This window comes from Stenotrophomonas sp. SY1, assembly GCF_021202945.1.
Lineage (GTDB): Bacteria > Pseudomonadota > Gammaproteobacteria > Xanthomonadales > Xanthomonadaceae > Stenotrophomonas.
Window position 1 is genome coordinate 562,899 of sequence record NZ_JAJOYR010000001.1, and the last position, 16,656, is coordinate 579,554.

Consider the following 16,656-nt stretch of genomic DNA (forward strand, 5'->3'; position numbering starts at 1 on the left):
GTCGGGCCGATATTCACTTTTTCGACAACATTTGCCGAAACGACAGATCCCCGCCGGAGCGGGGATCTGTGGGTTCAACCGAATGCCGGGTGATGCCCGGCTTCAGCTCAGGCGTAGCGCGCCTTCAGCATCGCCCACGCCGAACGCAGGGCCAGTGCTTCGCCGCCGGCCGGTCGGCCCGGGCGCTCGCCGTCGTTCCAGGCATACACGTCCAGATGCGCCCACACCTGACCGTCATTGATGAAGCGCTCCAGATACAGCGCGGCGGTGACCGAACCGGCCATGCGCGAGCCGGAGTTGGCCAGGTCGGCGATGCCGCTGTTGAGGTAACGCAGATACGGACGCCACAGCGGCATGCGCCACAGCGGGTCGCGGGTGGCATCGCCGGCCTGCAACCACTGGTTGGCCAGCGTGTCGTTGTTGGAGAACAACGCCGGCAGGTCCGGGCCCAGCGCGATGCGGGCGGCACCGGTGAGCGTGGCGAAATCGATGATCGTTTCCGGTTGCTGTTCGCTGGCGTAGGTCAGCGCATCACACAGGATCAGACGACCCTCGGCGTCGGTGTTGTCGATCTCCACCGTGATGCCCTTGCGCGTGGTGATCACTTCACCCGGACGGAACGCATCGGGGCCGACCGCGTTCTCCACCGCCGGCACGATCAGGGTCAGGCGTACCGGCAGCTGCTGTGCCATCACCAGCCCGGCCAGCGCCAGCGCGTGCGCGGCGCCGCCCATGTCCTTCTTCATGTTGCGCATGCCGTCGGCCGGCTTCAGGTCCAGGCCGCCGGTGTCGAAGCACACGCCCTTGCCGACCAGCGCCAGGTGCGGCGCATCCTGCTTGCCCCAGCGCAGCACGATCAGGCGCGGCGCACGGTGCGAGGCGCGGCCGACGGCGTGGATGGTGGGGAAATTCAGTTCCAGCAGTTCGTCACCGGCAATCACTTCCAGCGCGCCGCCGTGGGCATCGGCCAGCTCGCGGGCGGCATCTTCCAGCTGCTGCGGGCCCATGTCCTCGGTCGGGGTGTTGACCCAGTCGCGCACGCGCAGGCAGGCGCTGATCACGTCCAGCACTTCCTGCGCCGGAGCGGCGAGCAACTGTGCCGGCGTGCGCGCCGGCTTGCGGTAGCGCGCGAAGCGGTAGCTGCCCAGGCCCCAGCCCAGCTGCAGGTTGGTCACGCTGGCGGCATCGAGTTCGTTGGCCAACTGCCAGTGGCTGCCAGCCGGCAGCGCGAACGGTGCGTGCGCATAGGCGTAGGCATCGGCGCGGTCGCCCACGCCCAGCACGGCGCCGGCAATGCCGTCGTTGCCCGGCAGTAGTGCCACCGAGGACGCTGCCGCGTTGAACTGCTGCGCGGCCAGCCATGCCTGTATGGCGGCCGGCTGCTGCGCGTTCCAGGCGGCAAAGCCGTCGCGGTCGAGGACGTACAACGGCAGTGCGTTGGATGCGTCGGAGGTGAATGCGTTGATGGGAGTCATGTGTGTCTCGTATCCGATGGTGGCCGTTGGCTCAGCGCTGGGGCGAGGATGCATTTGCATCCAGCCAGTCGGCCAGTCCGGTCAGGGTGTCGAACTGCAGATCCGGTTGCAGTTCCTCGTGGGTCCATGTGTGGGCTTCGCGGTTGATCCAGCACCCGCGCAGGCCCGCGCGCATCGCGCCGGCCACGTCCATCTCGGCGTGATCACCCACGTGCAGCACCTGCGCGTGGTCCACGCCCAGTCGTGCACAGGCAGCGTGGAAGATGCCCGGGTCCGGCTTGGCAGCGCCGTGTTCGCGCGAGCCCAGCTGGAAGGCGAACAGCTCGCCAATGCCGATGCGTTGCAGGTCGGCGTTGCCGTTGCTGACCGCCGCCACCGGCACGCGCGCGGCAATGCGGCGCAGTGCTTGCAGCGCGTCCGGGTAGAACTCCACCTGGTTGCGTGCGGCATAGAACGCTTCGTAGGCCGGCTCCAGCAGATCGCTGCTGGCCCCGCTGTTCTCCAGCGCTTCGGCCAGGGTCAGCCGGCGCAGCGCGCTCAGGTCGTAATGCAGGTGCGGGTTGTCGCGGAACGAGCGTTCGCGCAGTTCGCGCATGGCCGCCACCGGGTACATCGCGGCGGTGGCGGGGCTGTGCTCGAGCATCCAGTCGTGCAACACCTGGTCGATGCGGGCGCCGATGGGCGCGAACGGCCAGAGTGTGTCGTCCAGGTCGAGGGTGATGGCTAGGACAGGAAAATTCACCCGGCCATTTTACGGCAAGCCACTGGCCGGCTGTTGACGGCAACTGTCGCCAGCGCTGGGCGCAGATGAACGCCGGGTCGGTTCATTCCAGCAGCCGCGCCCAGCCCTGCATGCCATCCAGCTGGCTCAGCACCAGCTTCACGCAGACCAGCAGCGGCACCGCCAGCAGCAGGCCGACGATGCCCCACAGCCAGCCGAACAGCATCAGCGCCAGGATCAGCATCAGCGGGGAGATCGCCATGCTGCGGCCCAGCACGATGGGCGTGACCAGCTGCCCCTCCAGCGTGTGCAGGCCCAGGTAGCACAGCGCCGGCAGGGTTGCGGTGAGCGGGTCGCGGAACTCGACGAACCCCACCAGCAGCATCAGCGCGATGCCGATCAGCGGGCCCACGTACGGCGCGAAGTTCAGCAGCGCCGCCACCGTACCCCACAGCAGCGCATCGGGCAGGTCGATGCCCAGCAGCACCAGCACACCGGCCAGTACCAAGCCGAGCAGGGTGTTGATGATGGTGATGGTCAGCACGTAGCGCGATATCTCGCGTTCCATCGAACGCAGTATTCCGGTGGTGAAGCGCTTCTGCTGGCGGTTGGGCAGCAGGGCGATCACATGCCGTTGCAGGTTCTCGCCGTAGATCATGAAGAACAGCGTCAGCAGCACCACCGCCAGCGCCGAGGCCGCCAGCTTGGGCGTGCGCACCAGCGCGCCGTAGGGGTCGTCGAGCTGGGTGCGGATGATCTGCACCTTGCGGTTGCCTTCGCCACCGGCGGCGCGGGCAAAACTTTCGGCGGCCTGGTTGGCCTGCTGCACCGGTTTGACCAATGCCTGCACCTGGCGCGAAATCTGCCGCATCTGTTGCGGGGCCTGCTGCGCCCATTCGGTGGCGGGCCCGGCCAGTTGCACCGCCAGCGCGCCGGAGGCTGCCAGGCCGCCGAGCAACACCAGCAATGCCGCGAGCAGTCGCGGCAGGTGCAGCTTCTGCAACAGGCGGATGATGGGGTTGCCGACCAGCGCGAAGAACATCGCCAGCAGCACCGGCAGGATCACGCTCTGCGCGGCCCACAGCGTGTAGCCCACCGCCAGCGTGGTCAGGACCAGCAGCGCCGTCGACGCGCGTGGCCGCGTGGTCAGTGGCGGCGATTCGCCCGGCGCGGGCAGGGGGTCGGGCGACGGCTCGGACATGCGGAAGGCGCTCCCGGATCAGGGAATGGCGCGCAACTGCGCCGTGCTCAGGATTCTGACAGCTCCGTAGCCGCTTCGGCGGCACGTGGCGGCTTGGGGTCGTTGTTGTCGGCACCGGCGCTGCGCGAGGCGGGTGCGGGCGCGGCCTCCGCCTCCGCAGCGGCCTGCTGCGCCTCATCGGCGGCTTCGCTGGCGTGGTCGGCCGCCATGCCGGCCGCTGCTGCCGCGAACGAGGCGACCGAAGCCTGCGCCGAAGCAACCAGCCCGGAGACCGAACCGATCATCTGCAACCAGCGGGCGCCGCTGAAGGCGCCGCCCGGTTCCAGCTTGCCGGCCAGGAAGCCACCGGCCAGGCCGGCGACGATGATGCGGCCCGGTGTCCAGGCGCCGCGCCAGGTCTGATGCAGCTGGGCCCAGTGCTGGGTGGTTTCCTCGCCGCGCACTGTCACAACGGCTTCGGCACGGCGCACACGGCGTTGCAGGGCATCGAAATTCATGGCTTCTGCGCCTTGGAGATATCCACGTCGGCGTCGGGATCGTCCTGGCCCGGTTCATCGAACAGGCCCATCCGCGACAGCTGCCGACGCGTGGCGTGCATGCCGGTGTGATGGAAGAAGTACGAGACCCGCCATGCCGCATAGCCGGTGATGGCCAGGCTGGTCACCGTGGTGATCAGCAGCGCAACGAACAACGACAGGCCCAGGTACTGCAGGAAGGCGATCAGCGTGGCCGCCAGCAGCAGCCAGGCCGATGCGCCAAACACGATGGCCACACCGCTCCACGCCAGCGCCCTGCCAAAGGCGCTGCGGGCCAGTGCGAAATCAGCCGACGCCAGACGCCGCAGCGAACGCAGCGTGTGCGCGGCTGAATCCAGCGTCTGCCGCCCGGCCGTGCCGACCTGGCGGATGCTTTCTTCCAGACCGGGCTGGGCGGCGTCCGGCTTGGGCTGGTCTTCCGGCGGCGGTGTTGCGGCTTCGCTCACGCCGGTCAGTCGTTGCTGCGGGCGAGCTTGGCGATGATCCAGCCGGCGGCGAAGGCCACGCCGAACGAAGCCAGCGGACGCTCACGGATCAGTTCGGCGGCGCTGTCGATCAGGTCCTTGCTCTTGTCCATCAACGCGTCCATCTGCTCCTTGGCGGCGGCACCGCCCAGTTCGGCGGCGGCCAGGCCGGACAGGGCGCTGTCGGACAGTTCGGCCTTCAGGTTGGCCTTGCCCAGGCGCAGCTCATCGGCAGCGGCACCGGTGGCGCCCTTGACGGCCGAACCGGCGGCGGTGGCGGCGGACTTCAGGTGCGCGCCGGCCTCGCCCAGGTGTTCCTTCATGTTCTCGGTATTGGTGGGGCTCATCGTGTTCTCCTGGTTTCAGCGATTGCGCCGGCATGCGGCGCGCGGTTGCAGCGGATGTCCACAGATACCAGCTGGCGGGTGTAAAGAACGTTACGGGTGCGCCGGCGCCGATGACGCGATCATCGCATCATCAGTGCGCCGCGCTCGTTGCCGCGCAGGATGTTGAGCACCAGTTGCTGCGGCCGCGCGCTGAAACTGGCGCGCCAGCTGGCCAGGTCGGTGAACTGGCCAGTGCTCGCGGCCAGGATCACATCGCCACCGGCCAGGCCGGATTGCGCGGCGCGGCTGCCGCGTGCGACCTCGCTGACCAGCACGCCGTTCAGGCCGGCCTGGCGCAGCGATTCGGGCAGGTCGGCGAAGGTGGCGCCGGACAGGCGCGGGTCCAGCGTCTGCCCGCTGACCGCGCGCGGCTGTTCCTGCAACCGGGCCTTGAGCCGCAACGGCTTGCCGTCGCGGCGCACGTCCAGCTCGGCGGTGCTGCCCACGGTCGAAAGCCCTTCGAAGTTGTGTAGTGCCTGTGCGTTGTCCACGCGCTGGCCGTTGATCGACAGCACCACGTCACCGGCCTTCAGGCCTGACGCCGCAGCGCCGGAACCGGGCAACACGCGGGTGACCAGCGCGCCGCGGGTTTCGCTCAGGCCCAGCCCGCTGGCCATCTGCGGGGTCAGGTTCTGGGTTTCCACGCCCAGCGTGCCGCGCACCACCACGCCCTTGGTGATCAGCTGTTCGACCACGCTGCGCGCCAGGTTGGACGGAATGGCCAGACCCAGGCCGATGTTGCCGGCCATGCTGCCCTGCGGGTTGAAGCTGGCGGTGTTGATGCCGACCAGCTGGCCGGACAGGTTGACCAGTGCACCGCCGGAGTTGCCCGGGTTGATTGAGGCGTCGGTCTGGATGAAGTTCTGGTAGCCCAGCCCGCGGATGCCGCTGCGGCCGACTGCCGAGACGATGCCCGAGGTCACCGTCTGGCTGAAGCCGAACGGGTTGCCGATGGCCACCACGAAGTCACCCACGCGCAGCTGGTCGCTGTTGCCCAGCGGCAGCGCGATGAGCTTTTCGGCCGGGATGCGGATCAGTGCGATGTCGGTGTCCGGGTCCGAGCCGATGAACTCGGCCTGCACGGTGCGGCCGTCGGCCAGGGTCACGCGTACGTCGTCGGCGTTGTCGATGACGTGGTGGTTGGTCAGCACCAGGCCCTTGGCCGCGTCGATGATCACGCCCGAGCCCAGCGACTCGTTGATGCGCTCCTGCGGCACCTGCGGGAACAGGCGGCGGAAGAACGGGTCATCGAAGAACGGGTTGCGCACCCGCACCACCTGCTTGGTGTTGACGCTGACCACCGCCGGCATGGCCTGTTCCAGCATCGGCGCGAGCGAGGGCACCGCCTGCCCGGCGACCGAGGCCGGCAAGGCCGCCGCGGCAGGAAGCACGGCGCTGGCGTTGGCCGCGTCGGCACGGTTGTCCAGGTGGGCGTTGATGGCCATGGCGGTGAAGCCGCCAAAGGCCGAGGCCAGGGCCAGGGTGAGCAGGGTCGGTAGCGGTCGCATAAGCCGGGGGTTCCATGCGGGGGCGGCCGTGTTGGCGGCGCCATGGTGGGGCGGATTGCTGAACGCGAGTGTGGCGGTGCGTGGCTAAATCGACAATGAAATCTTCTGCATCGCCGCATCGCCAACCCCGGCGCGCCCTACGCGAAATGCAATAGTCCAAATGCAGATTTTTCGTTTGACAACACCCTGCCGGTGGGTAAGCTTGGTCCTGCCATCAGCCACAAGATGTTGGGTTGGTGTGAAAAACGTCCCCAAGCAGTAGGGTTAGTGCTCGGGGTGCAAGCACCCCAACGGAAGGCGTGCAATGACCGCGACAGTGATGCAGAACACCGGTAGTCCCCGGCTCGATCCCATCCCGCCAGCAGGCGCGTAACCACGCGTCTGCGCGTCGTCGTCGTTGCAGCCCGGCCTGCCGGGGTTAAAGAACAAACGCACCGCAAGGTGCCCCAGGAGAATTTCCACAATCATGAGCACGGTGCGTCTGGAAGTGGTCAGCAACCAAACCAAATCGGACCTTATTCCCTTGCAGCCTGCCTCGCAGGACATCTGGGAAAAGAAGTACCGCCTCACGACCAAGGCCGGCGACGCGCTGGATGCCGATATCGACGGCACCTACCAGCGTGTGGCGCGAGCCCTTGCCGATGCCGAAGCGACCGACGAGAAGCGTGCCTACTGGTACGAGCGCTTCGTCTGGGCGCTGCGTCGTGGCGCCATCCCGGCCGGCCGCATCACCTCCAATGCCGGTGCGCAGGAACACAAGCCGGCCACCAGCACGATCAACTGCACCGTGTCGGGCACCATCACCGACTCGATGGACGGCATCCTGGAAAAGGTCCACGAAGCGGGTCTGACCCTGAAGGCCGGCTGCGGCATCGGCTATGAGTTCAGCACCCTGCGTCCGCGCGGTGCGTTCGTTGCCGGCGCTGGTGCCTACACCTCCGGGCCGATGTCCTTCATGGATATCTACGACAAGATGTGCTTCACCGTGTCCTCGGCCGGTGGCCGTCGTGGCGCGCAGATGGGCACCTTCGACGTGTCGCACCCGGACGTGAAGGACTTCATCCGCGCCAAGCGCGAGGACGGCCGCCTGCGCCAGTTCAACCTGTCGCTGCTGATCACCGACGGCTTCATGGACGCGGTCAAGAACGACGCCGACTGGCAGCTGGTGTTCCCGATCAACATCAAGGAACAGTCCGAAGTCGACCAGAACTCGGCCGACGTGGTCTGGCGCGAATGGCCGACCCACGAAAACTACATCGTGCGCGACGACGGCCTGGTGGCCTGCAAGGTGTACGGGCACATCCGCGCCCGCCACCTGTGGGACATGATCATGGTGTCCACCTATGACTATGCCGAGCCGGGTTTCATCCTGATCGACCGCGTCAACGAGATGAACAACAACTGGTGGTGCGAGAACATCCGCGCGACCAACCCGTGCGGCGAGCAGCCGCTGCCGCCCTACGGCGCCTGCCTGTTGGGCTCGGTCAACCTGACCAAGTTCGTGCGCGACCCGTTCACCGACCAGGCCTCCTTCGACTGGGACGAGTACAAGGAAGTGGTGCGCGTGTTCACCCGCATGCTCGACAACGTGGTGGAAGTGAACGGCCTGCCGCTGGAACAGCAGCGCAACGAGATCATGCGCAAGCGCCGCCACGGCATGGGCTTCCTGGGCCTGGGCAGCACCATGACCATGCTCAAGATGAAGTACGGCTCGTCCGAGTCCTGCGAATTCACCGACGCCATTGCCCGCGACATGGCCGTGGCCGGCTGGGAAACCGGCCTGGAGCTGGCCCGTGAGAAGGGTGCCGCGCCGATCATGGACGAGCAGTTCGCGGTCACCGCCGCCATGCTGCGCCAGCGCCCGGAGATGAAGAAGGACGGCTGGAAGGTCGGCCAGAAGATCGCCGGCAAGGTGCTGCACGCCCGCTACAGCCGCTACATGCAGCGTGTGGCCACCGTGGCGCCGGAGCTGGTCGAGGAACTGGCCCAGGTGGGCGCCCGCTTCACCCACCACAGCTCCATCGCCCCGACCGGCACCATCAGCCTGTCGCTGGCCAACAACGCCTCCAACGGCATCGAGCCCTCGTTCGCGCACCACTACAGCCGCAACGTGATCCGCGAAGGCAAGAAGAGCAAGGAGAAGGTGGACGTGTTCTCCTTCGAGTTGCTGGCCTACCGCGCGCTGGTCAACCCGAAGGCCATGCCATTCAGCGACGAAGCCGGCGCGCAGCTGCCGGAGTACTTCATCAGCGCCGACGACATCTCGCCCAAGGAACACGTGGACGTGCAGGCCGCCGCGCAGAAGTGGGTGGACAGCTCCATTTCCAAGACCGCCAACGTACCCACCGATTACCCGTACGAGCAGTTCAAGGACATCTACCGGTACGCCCACGAGCAGGGCCTGAAGGGCTGCACCACCTTCCGCTTCAACCCGGCCGCCTTCCAGGGCGTGCTGGTCAAGGAAGCGGATCTTGAGAACACCACCTACCGCTTCGAGCTGGAAGACGGCCAGGTGGTGGAGGTCAAGGGCAACGAACAGATCGAGTACGACGGCGAAATGCACACCGCCGCCAACCTGTTCGATGCGCTCAAGGAAGGCTACTACGGCAAGTTCTGAGTAGCCCCGATGCCGTCCTGCGGGTCATGCAGGGCGGCGTTTGACGGTGGTGCCCACCACCGGGTTGTTGTGCGTTTGTTTCCCGTTGCATCGGCTTCGATATAGCATCGCCAACGTTTTACAGACCCGACGCCCTGAGGAGGGCTTTATGAGCAATGGTAATGGTGTGACGGCGACTGTTTCGCACGTCGCCGAGAACGTGAAAGAAACCGCAGCACACCTGGGCGAGACCATCGCTACGGCCACCACCGAAGCCGTTGCCGTGGTCAAGACCCGCGCACGCAAGGTGGAAGCCGGTGCGAAGAAGCAGGTAGCCAAGGTCAAGAAGGCCGTGGTCAAGGCTGAAAAGGCCGTGGCCAAGAAGGCCAAGGCCGCCAAGAAGGAAGTGACCAAGACCGTCTCTTCCGTGCGCAAGAAGCTGGAAACCGCCAAGGCCAACGCCAAGGCCGAAGCCGCTGACCTGAAGAAGAAGGGCGCCGGCAAGCGCGCTGCGACCAAGAAGGCGATTGCCAAGGTCGAGAAGAAGGCCGCCACCAAGGTGGCTTCGGCCAAGAAGTCGGTCAAGGCCACCGAGAAGAAGGTTGCCAAGGCCGTGACCAAGAAGGCCGCTGCCGCCAAGAAGTCGGTGAAGGCTGCCGAGAAGAAGGTCGCCAAGGTTGTCGGCAAGAAGGCTGCCGCCGCCAAGAAGACGGTGAAGGCTGCCGAGAAGAAGCTGGTCAAGGCCGTCGGCAAGAAGACCACCGCTGCCAAGAAGGCAGTGAAGAAGGTCGAGAAGAAGGCCGCCAAGAAGGTTGCCGCCGTCAAGAAGACGGTAAAGGCCACGCAGAAGAAGGTGGTCAAGAAGGCCGCAGCCAGCAAGAAGGTTGTGAGCAAGAAGGCCGCTTCGGCGAAGAAGACTGTCGCCAGGAAGGCTGCTTCGGCCAAGAAGACCGTGGCCCGCAAGACCACCGCAGTGAAGAAGGCCGCCAAGAAGGCCGCCCGCAAGTAAGCCGCACCGCGCGCCCCGTCCCTAGCGGGACGGGGTTGCTGCCGCAAACCGAATACAACGCATAACCAGGACTCGCACCATGGCCGTCAAGATCGACAAGAAAATCAAGGGCTATTCCGTCATCACCCCGGACGACAAGGCCCGCGAAGCAGCCGCAGCGGCCAAGGCGCCGGTTGTGGTGGCGCCGGTCGAGTCCCCGGCCGACAACATCGTGCACATGCACGAGCGCATCGAGCGCCCGGAAGTGCTGATCGGCAGCACCTACAAGATCAAATCGCCGTTGGTGGAGCACGCCTTCTACGTGACCATCAACGACATCGTGCTCAACCAGGGCACCGAGCACGAGCTGCGCCGTCCGTTCGAGATCTTCATCAACTCCAAGTCGATGGAGCATTTCCAGTGGATCGTGGCGCTGACCCGCATCATGTCGGCCGTGTTCCGCAAGGGCGGCGACGTGACGTTCATCGTCGATGAGATGAAGGCCGTGTTCGACCCGAAGGGCGGTTACTTCAAGGCCGGTGGCGTGTACATGCCGTCGCTGGTGGCCGAGCTGGGCTCCATTGTCGAAGACCACATGAAGTCGATCGGCCTGCTGCACGACCCGGAAATGAGCGCCCACCAGCGCGCCCTGATCGCCGAGAAGCGCAAGCAGTTTGAAGAACGCTCAAAAAAAAACAGTGAAGTAACCGCAGCTCCGGCGCAGAGCGCCGCGCTTGTCCCCTCCCTTTCGCAAAGCGAAGGGGAGGGCCGGGGAGGGGTAGCTTTTGACGCTGCTTCTGACTCCGAAGCAGAAAGCGCCGACAACGGCAGCTTCCCGGCCAGCGCCAGCATGTGCCACAAATGCAGCACCAAGGCGCTGGTGATCATGGATGGCTGCCAGACTTGCTTGAATTGTGGGTATTCCAAGTGCGGTTGAGTTGAAAAAGTTCTGAATAGCTTTCTCGATTGTATGGACCCTTATTAATCGCTAGCTGGGCACGTATCGGGTTCTGGTAGGGATCAAGGAAGCTACTGGTTGGAAAAGAAAGGGCCGCCCTCCCGGGTGGCCCTTTGCCATTTTCGAATTGTGAAATACATGGCCAGTTCTTATAGGGGATATCATTACTCTATACAGTCACCTAGAAGTAGCTTCCATGCATAGGCTTTTATCTATGGGGTCAATTTGAAAATGCATTTCTCCTATGGCGGAACGTGTCGTAGTACGTCCAAGAGAAGGCGGCTAATAGGAGGTGCAAGTTATCGTAACGTTGACGCCGGTCTCCGAGCTATCGGCGCTTTCGGTGCAACGTTGTCTGACATGGCCGGACGAGCCATTAACCGAAGCTCCCAATGAACTTACCCAATTAATGAATCGGAATCGATCGTCAGGGTTGTTCTGAAAGTCGTAGTAAGTTGTCTGTCCTAGCCCTCCTGCGATTTTAGCTGGCGATTCAGGTACGAAGTTTCCAGCGCGGTCTCGTACTGTATTCGGTTCATGGGCGAACCGCTCAGTCACGGGGTCCATTATGGCGATTACCCTCGAGCCGTCGGGAAGTTTGAGAGTGACGGATACTACCTTTGGTGGGAGGCTAAGGATGTATTTATCCACCAGTCCACGAAGCGATTGCGTGACGACGGTTAAGACTGCAGCTTTTGTGTGGGCTTGAGCCATAGTCACTTCCCTTGCTTGAGGGAATTGCACGAACTCGTAGGCGTTATTTGGGATGCCAGGTCCTGGAGAAATTTCTATCACAGAGCCCCATGCTTGCTGTGCCTTTATTCCGTAATCATGGAACTCGGGCTCTGGTGTCTCCGGTACGATTGTAATGATGTCCTGACAGCCCCAGGGGGTCGCTGGTGTGCAAGTAATGCTTGGCGCGTCATTTTCTTTGGACGTTAAAAATTTTAGGACTTCGCCAGTTTGGCGATTGACGTAATATTTATAACCCCAGAACGGAGCTTGTTCTGCGTTGGTATCGTGCCAGACGATCGTATTTATGTAACTTGAACTGCATCCATCGCAGACTTGTAAAGTATCTTGAGCGTTTGCCTGCAGTGAAAACAACCAGCCGGCAGCTGCGAGAAGAAAAGACGGTGCAAATCGTGTCAGTGCTTTACATGGCATCGTTGTGCTCTCCTTTTATCCACTGGCTCTTGGTAAAAGCTGTTGTGGGTCTTGGAAACTCCTTGAAAGACTGAGGTGCATTTATTCTCGCCCTCGCGCTATGTTTATCGCGTGTGGGATGGTAATTTTGGTAATGCAAATTACTAAGTGCAGGAGAGTAGGGTCGTAAGAATCAAGAGGACGAAAACAGGGGTCAGAGTCGGGTTTCCGCTCTGACCTTTGCGTTGTTTGCTGTAGAGAACGATGGGCGGAGTCGTGCTTCCGTTTCGGCCTTGAACGCTGTGGCTAATGCGATTTGTCTGAAACAGGGGTCAGTGAAACAGGGGGCAGCAGTGAAACAGGGGTCAGAGTCGAGTTTCATCAGTGCTGCGGTCTTCCTGTTCGGGTGGCTTACTCGACGTTCCATGCCGGTGTCGTAGTGCAGCATCCTGCTGCAACCGATCGCTATCATTGATGACTTCGGTGGTTCTACGGCCAGGATGTCATGAAGAGCGCATTGGTGATGTTGGCGGGAATGGTAGTGGTGGTGGCGTCGGCTGCTGCGCAACTCTCCGGCCCGCAGCGGTTGCGGGCTGCCCGCCAGGAAACGTTCGAGCGGTTGCGGTTTCCGTCGCGCGATGGTGTTGTCCTCACCGGTGCGCAAGTGCGGGTGGTGAAACAGCGGCACGGACGGTTCGATGGTATGCAGCAACCGGAGCCGCGCTGGATGGCACAGACCGCGGACGATGCATTCTGGTACTGCGTGGGGCGAAAAACAGGGGTCAGAGTCGGGTTTCCGCTCTGACCTTTGCGTTGTTTGCTGTAGAGAACGATGGGCGGAGTCGCGCTTCCGTTTCGGCCTTGAACGCTGTGGCTAATGCGAATTGCCAGGCTTTGCCTCTGCTGAGGCGCACCGATAGATTTTGAGCGCGGACGAGTGTGAGTTGAACGAAACGGGGGCGGCAGAGTCGAGTTTCATCAGTGTTGCGGCCTTCCTGTTCGGGTGGCTTACTCGACGTTCCATGCCGGTGTCGTAGTGCAGCATCCTGCTGCAGCCGATCGCTATCATTGACGACTTCGGTGGTACTACGGCCAGGATGTCATGAAGAGCGCATTGGTGATGTTGGCGGGAATGGTAGTGGTGGTGGCGTCGGCTGCTGCGCAACTCTCCGGCCCGCAGCGGTTGCGGGCTGCCCGCCAGGAAACGTTCGAGCGGTTGCGGTTTCCGTCGCGCGATGGTGTTGTCCTCACCGGTGCGCAAGTGCGGGTGGTGAAACAGCGGCACGGACGGTTCGATGGTATGCAGCAACCGGAGCCGCGCTGGATGGCACAGACCGCGGACGATGCATTCTGGTACTGCGTGGGGCCGGGGCCAAGCTGGTATCTGGCCATTCCGGTTTCAAGGCGCAATGGCTTCCACTGGGATGTCGAATGGGTGGTGCGCCCGCTGGACGAGAGCCGCATGCGTGCCGCGCTGCAAGGTGACACCGAAGCATTACGGTTGGCCTTTGGCGAAGACATCGAACGGGGATGACCGGCAGTTGAGTGGAAACAGGGGTCAGAGCCGAGTTTTCGCTCTGGCCCTTTCCTATTGCGAACCGCCAGAAAGCTGTGGCTCGAAAACACGAATCGTGACCTGATGTCGATAAGATGGCCGCATCAGGGCAGGGGATGAAGATGAAGGCTGATTGTAGACAGGGACTGTCCTTCGCCGCGTTGGACCAGCGCTTGCGCGATGTGCCGGATGGGCCTGCGGGTGCATTGAATACGCCGCAATGGTTGAAGGTGTTGCACATCGTTGCGTTCGCCGGGGCAGTGCTGGGATTGGCGCCGTACTTCCTGGCGAAGTGGTTGGGGCCGGCGCAGTGGATGGTCTACGTCGCGAAGAGCGGGCTTATCATTCTTTACGTCGCTGGGCTTCCCAGCGTTCTCAGGAACTGCGGTGTAATGGGCTTGCAGTTCTGGCACTGGCGGAAGGGTCAGGCGCAGCAGCTTGACCACGATCGCACGTACTTTGATCACATGCTGGCTTGGCTGACGGGGTTTTCGGCCTCAGAGCTGACCAAGGCTGAATGCGTCGTCCGTCTGCATCTTGGGCAACTGACCGCCAAGATTGGCTTTCTTGCTGGTGGCGTTGAAAGACTCGGCATGCTGCCGGTCCTTGTGTCCATGTTTCTTTTTATCCGCCAATGGAAGGACCTGCTGGGCATGCCGGCGTGGCAGGTCGTGCTTGGCGTATTCCTGATACTGCTGTACCTCGTCGTGAGCGTTGCCAACTTGATGCGTATCCGCTTGCAGCTCTATCAGGCGTTGTTGCTTGAGGCGGAGAAGCGGAAAGCGACGCCCTGACGCAGTTAAGACAGCAACAGGGCAGTGCGGAACAGGGGGCAGTTAAAACAGTGGTCAGGGCTGGGTTTCCATTCTGACCTTTCTCTTATTCTGAACCGCTCACCCATACGCACGCTGGAGAACTGGGCACTTCAGACATCATCGCTCTGCTTGATGAAGTCCACCATCATCTGCAGATACCCTTGGGGCTGCCGGGTCGACATGCGTTCGCCGTGAGCATCGGTCTCGAACTCGTACATGCCGTGATCCGCATTCGGGAAGACGAATGTGGCAACGGGGCGGCCTGCCTGCTTGAGCTTCTCCAGCCGGCGCAACGTTTCAAAAGGAGGGGCATCGCGGTCCTGTCCTCCGAATAGCCATAGTTGCGGCACATCGAGGTTGGACAACACTGGCATCGGATCGTAATGCGCCGGTACACCCTCAACCAACGCTGGAAAGTCCCTGCGCGCCGCTTCTTCGGGCGTAGAGAGCAGGTAGGAGCTGAAGTTGCCCCGCACGAGTGGAAACCACGGCTCCTTTCCGTACTTCATCTTCACCGCATCGAGTTTGTCGAACCCTTCCGTGAAGTTGCTTTCGATGATGGCTGCGGTCGCGTCGGCTACTTCGCCAGCCTTGCGTTGCACGTCCGCATCGAAGCCGGCGCGCGTCATGTCGAAGATGATCGCCTCACGATCTTCCTCTATCGGCGATACCGCCAGGCCGAAGCTGACGATCACGAAGTCCACGGGTTCGATTCTGGCGGCCAGCGGCGCCACCCATCCGCCCTGACTACCCCCCTGGTACCCGATGCGCCCTGCGCGCTCGCCGGCAAGGCGCCGTGCTTCATGCATGGCGTGGATGGCATCGGTTGCGAGGGTGAGGTAGTTCTGTGTGTAGCGGCCCTCCGACCGGCCAGTGCCGCGCTTGTCATATGCAAAGACGCCGATGCCCTGGCTTGCCAGTTCGCGCTGCAGTGAATAGTTGTCGACTGCAGACGTTCGTTCTGCACCGTGGACAAGCACGGCGATTGGCACGCGTGCCTCGCCTGGCGGCAGTGTCAATCGCCCGCGCAAAGTGACTCCTGAGCCCTGGAAGTGCGTATCGATCTGTTCCAGCGATTGTCGTCTGCCGGGCGTCTCGTCGAAGCGGATCTCGCCCTGCGCGCAGTTCTCCACTGTCAACCGGTGGCCGTCGGGAAGGTTGGTCCAGCCAAGCGTGCTGGTCCAGGCGCCATCATCTTCCCGCATCAATGCCCCGGTTTGGCCATCGGGGCGGCGCCAGCGAAGCGTGCCCGATGGCCCTGGCCCGATGTCGAGCGTGCTGCCATCGGCCATGCGATAGCTGCCGGTGTGGCAGGAAGGCGCTTGTGGAACGGGAGTGGCTGGCTCTGCCGCGATTGCGCTGATGTGGGGAAGTGCGGCCAGTGTGACGGCGATGGTGAATGACAGTCTGAGCATGACAACACCAGTTGCGTTACTATTTACGGAAATATTGACGTTTTAGTCTGAGGGCGTCAACCCTCGCGAGGAGACCATGACATGACCGATTTCATTCAACAGCAAGGGCCGGCTTTTCTCGCACATCTTCTGAGGCGCCTTGCCGATGAACTGGTGCAGGGTGCGGCCGATTGGTATCCAACGGTTGGTGTTACCGCGCCGCCACGCACGATATCCACGCTTCTGGCATTGGACCAGTACGGCTCTTTGGGCGTGACCGAGCTGGCGGCGCTGCTACGGCAATCGCATCCGCTGGTGATCACCTGGATCAAGGATCTGACGCAGCTATCGCTGGTGAAATCCAGCGGTGACCCGGCGGACCGGCGCAGAACCCTGGTGTCCTTGACCAAAAAGGGACGGAACGAACTGGTGCGTATCCGCGAGGCCTTGGCGGTCATGGAGCAGGCATCCACCGAGCTGCTGCGTCTGGCCGGCGCTGACGCGCTTGCAATGCTGTGGACTATGGAGCGCAACTGTCAGGAGCTTTCATTTCTGCAGCGTTTGCAGCGGAAAGCTGAGGAGAAGCAGGGAGCAGAGTAGGGCTTCGATGCAGAACAATGCAGAACAGGGGCAGAGTTGGGTTTCCATCTCTTCTCCCAGTTGCACAGTGAAAACAGAGGTCAGGGGGCAGAACTGCGGTCAGAGTCGGACTTCCATGCCACTCTGACCCCGATCTCTCCTTCCCGCCCAATAGCAGGGCTTAGCGGGAAGCTTCGCTGAGATTCGAAACTCCACTCTGACGCCATTCTCTTCGTTCTCTCTCGATCTCGATTGCATGATCTGAGCAGGAGCCGGAGGCCGATTCCAGTCATGGACGGCCTGACGTGCAGAAGTCTATTCTGTCCCTGTCGCT

At 63.0% G+C, this 16,656-nt stretch carries 16 protein-coding genes; 7 read left to right on the plus strand and 9 right to left on the minus strand.

The genetic code is table 11. The features are described from left to right. Positions 1-107: 107 nt before the first annotated feature. The 7 genes from LR961_RS02250 to LR961_RS02280 form a co-directional block, all read right to left on the minus strand. Positions 108-1,475, minus strand: coding sequence for a M17 family metallopeptidase (locus tag LR961_RS02250; protein WP_232146797.1), 1,368 nt, complete (start codon positions 1,473-1,475; stop codon positions 108-110). Positions 1,476-1,506: 31 nt separating this feature from the next. Beyond that, positions 1,507-2,217: an HAD family hydrolase gene (locus LR961_RS02255; RefSeq protein WP_232146798.1), complete on the minus strand. Its 711-nt coding sequence runs from the start codon at positions 2,215-2,217 to the stop codon at positions 1,507-1,509. An 82-nt stretch (positions 2,218-2,299) separates the two neighbouring features. Then, complete coding sequence (locus LR961_RS02260; RefSeq protein ID WP_232146799.1) at positions 2,300-3,397, minus strand: AI-2E family transporter; 1,098 nt, start codon at positions 3,395-3,397, stop codon at positions 2,300-2,302. Between the two features lie 47 nt (positions 3,398-3,444). Further along, positions 3,445-3,894, minus strand: coding sequence for a protein sip-5 (locus LR961_RS02265; RefSeq protein WP_232146800.1), 450 nt, complete (start codon positions 3,892-3,894; stop codon positions 3,445-3,447). Next, positions 3,891-4,379 (minus strand): phage holin family protein, encoded by a 489-nt coding sequence (locus LR961_RS02270; protein ID WP_232146801.1) that lies wholly within the window; start codon positions 4,377-4,379, stop codon positions 3,891-3,893. Before LR961_RS02270 ends, LR961_RS02265 begins: the two co-directional genes overlap by 4 nt. 5 nt (positions 4,380-4,384) lie before the next feature. Further along, positions 4,385-4,744: a hypothetical protein gene (locus LR961_RS02275; RefSeq protein ID WP_232146802.1), complete on the minus strand. Its 360-nt coding sequence runs from the start codon at positions 4,742-4,744 to the stop codon at positions 4,385-4,387. Between the two features lie 119 nt (positions 4,745-4,863). Beyond that, a complete protein-coding gene (locus LR961_RS02280) occupies positions 4,864-6,291 on the minus strand; it encodes a Do family serine endopeptidase (protein ID WP_232146803.1) in 1,428 nt (475 codons plus the stop codon). Positions 6,292-6,757: 466 nt separating this feature from the next. On the opposite strand from LR961_RS02280, the gene LR961_RS02285 reads away from it, so the two are divergent. The 3 genes from LR961_RS02285 (at position 6,758) to LR961_RS02295 (ending at position 10,812) form a co-directional block, all read left to right on the plus strand. Beyond that, a complete protein-coding gene (locus LR961_RS02285; protein WP_232146804.1) occupies positions 6,758-8,908 on the plus strand; it encodes an adenosylcobalamin-dependent ribonucleoside-diphosphate reductase in 2,151 nt (716 codons plus the stop codon). A gap of 148 nt (positions 8,909-9,056) precedes the next feature. Continuing rightward, positions 9,057-9,896 (plus strand): histone, encoded by an 840-nt coding sequence (locus LR961_RS02290; RefSeq protein ID WP_232146805.1) that lies wholly within the window; start codon positions 9,057-9,059, stop codon positions 9,894-9,896. 79 nt (positions 9,897-9,975) lie between these two features. Then, positions 9,976-10,812, plus strand: coding sequence for an NrdJb (locus LR961_RS02295; RefSeq protein WP_232146806.1), 837 nt, complete (start codon positions 9,976-9,978; stop codon positions 10,810-10,812). 303 nt (positions 10,813-11,115) lie between these two features. On the opposite strand, the gene LR961_RS02300 is transcribed toward LR961_RS02295, so the two are convergent. Next, positions 11,116-12,000, minus strand: a complete 885-nt coding sequence (locus LR961_RS02300) for a hypothetical protein (protein WP_232146807.1) — start codon at positions 11,998-12,000, stop codon at positions 11,116-11,118. 484 nt (positions 12,001-12,484) lie between these two features. On the opposite strand from LR961_RS02300, the gene LR961_RS02305 reads away from it, so the two are divergent. The 3 genes from LR961_RS02305 to LR961_RS02315 all read left to right on the plus strand — a co-directional run bounded on the left by LR961_RS02305 (position 12,485) and on the right by LR961_RS02315 (position 14,328). After that, positions 12,485-12,784, plus strand: coding sequence for a hypothetical protein (locus LR961_RS02305; RefSeq protein ID WP_232146808.1), 300 nt, complete (start codon positions 12,485-12,487; stop codon positions 12,782-12,784). Between the two features lie 297 nt (positions 12,785-13,081). Further along, a complete protein-coding gene (locus tag LR961_RS02310) occupies positions 13,082-13,513 on the plus strand; it encodes a hypothetical protein (protein WP_232146809.1) in 432 nt (143 codons plus the stop codon). 137 nt (positions 13,514-13,650) lie between these two features. Continuing rightward, positions 13,651-14,328 carry a hypothetical protein gene (locus LR961_RS02315; RefSeq protein WP_232146810.1) on the plus strand — a complete coding sequence of 226 codons (678 nt, stop codon included), beginning with the start codon at positions 13,651-13,653 and terminating at the stop codon, positions 14,326-14,328. 131 nt (positions 14,329-14,459) lie between these two features. Here the strand turns inward: LR961_RS02315 and LR961_RS02320 are convergent, their stop codons facing one another. Beyond that, on the minus strand, positions 14,460-15,764 hold the full coding sequence (locus LR961_RS02320) for an alpha/beta fold hydrolase (RefSeq protein ID WP_232146811.1): 1,305 nt from the start codon (positions 15,762-15,764) through the stop codon (positions 14,460-14,462). Positions 15,765-15,845: 81 nt separating this feature from the next. Between LR961_RS02320 and LR961_RS02325 the strand changes: the two genes are divergently transcribed. Beyond that, positions 15,846-16,343, plus strand: a complete 498-nt coding sequence (locus LR961_RS02325; RefSeq protein WP_232146812.1) for a MarR family winged helix-turn-helix transcriptional regulator — start codon at positions 15,846-15,848, stop codon at positions 16,341-16,343. Positions 16,344-16,656: the final 313 nt, after the last annotated feature.

What these genes read in the sequence shown, in the direction of transcription:
- LR961_RS02250 (WP_232146797.1), bottom strand. Translation starts at nt 1,475, where the DNA reads ATGACTCCCATCAACGCATTCACCTCCGACGCATCCAACGCACTGCCG.
- LR961_RS02325 (WP_232146812.1), top strand. Translation starts at nt 15,846, where the DNA reads ATGACCGATTTCATTCAACAGCAAGGGCCGGCTTTTCTCGCACATCTT.
- LR961_RS02260 (WP_232146799.1), bottom strand. Translation starts at nt 3,397, where the DNA reads ATGTCCGAGCCGTCGCCCGACCCCCTGCCCGCGCCGGGCGAATCGCCG.
- LR961_RS02275 (WP_232146802.1), bottom strand. Translation starts at nt 4,744, where the DNA reads ATGAGCCCCACCAATACCGAGAACATGAAGGAACACCTGGGCGAGGCC.
- LR961_RS02315 (WP_232146810.1), top strand. Translation starts at nt 13,651, where the DNA reads ATGAAGATGAAGGCTGATTGTAGACAGGGACTGTCCTTCGCCGCGTTG.
- LR961_RS02295 (WP_232146806.1), top strand. Translation starts at nt 9,976, where the DNA reads ATGGCCGTCAAGATCGACAAGAAAATCAAGGGCTATTCCGTCATCACC.
- LR961_RS02300 (WP_232146807.1), bottom strand. Translation starts at nt 12,000, where the DNA reads ATGCCATGTAAAGCACTGACACGATTTGCACCGTCTTTTCTTCTCGCA.
- LR961_RS02280 (WP_232146803.1), bottom strand. Translation starts at nt 6,291, where the DNA reads ATGCGACCGCTACCGACCCTGCTCACCCTGGCCCTGGCCTCGGCCTTT.
- LR961_RS02265 (WP_232146800.1), bottom strand. Translation starts at nt 3,894, where the DNA reads ATGAATTTCGATGCCCTGCAACGCCGTGTGCGCCGTGCCGAAGCCGTT.
- LR961_RS02290 (WP_232146805.1), top strand. Translation starts at nt 9,057, where the DNA reads ATGAGCAATGGTAATGGTGTGACGGCGACTGTTTCGCACGTCGCCGAG.
- LR961_RS02310 (WP_232146809.1), top strand. Translation starts at nt 13,082, where the DNA reads ATGAAGAGCGCATTGGTGATGTTGGCGGGAATGGTAGTGGTGGTGGCG.
- LR961_RS02285 (WP_232146804.1), top strand. Translation starts at nt 6,758, where the DNA reads ATGAGCACGGTGCGTCTGGAAGTGGTCAGCAACCAAACCAAATCGGAC.
- LR961_RS02320 (WP_232146811.1), bottom strand. Translation starts at nt 15,764, where the DNA reads ATGCTCAGACTGTCATTCACCATCGCCGTCACACTGGCCGCACTTCCC.
- LR961_RS02305 (WP_232146808.1), top strand. Translation starts at nt 12,485, where the DNA reads ATGAAGAGCGCATTGGTGATGTTGGCGGGAATGGTAGTGGTGGTGGCG.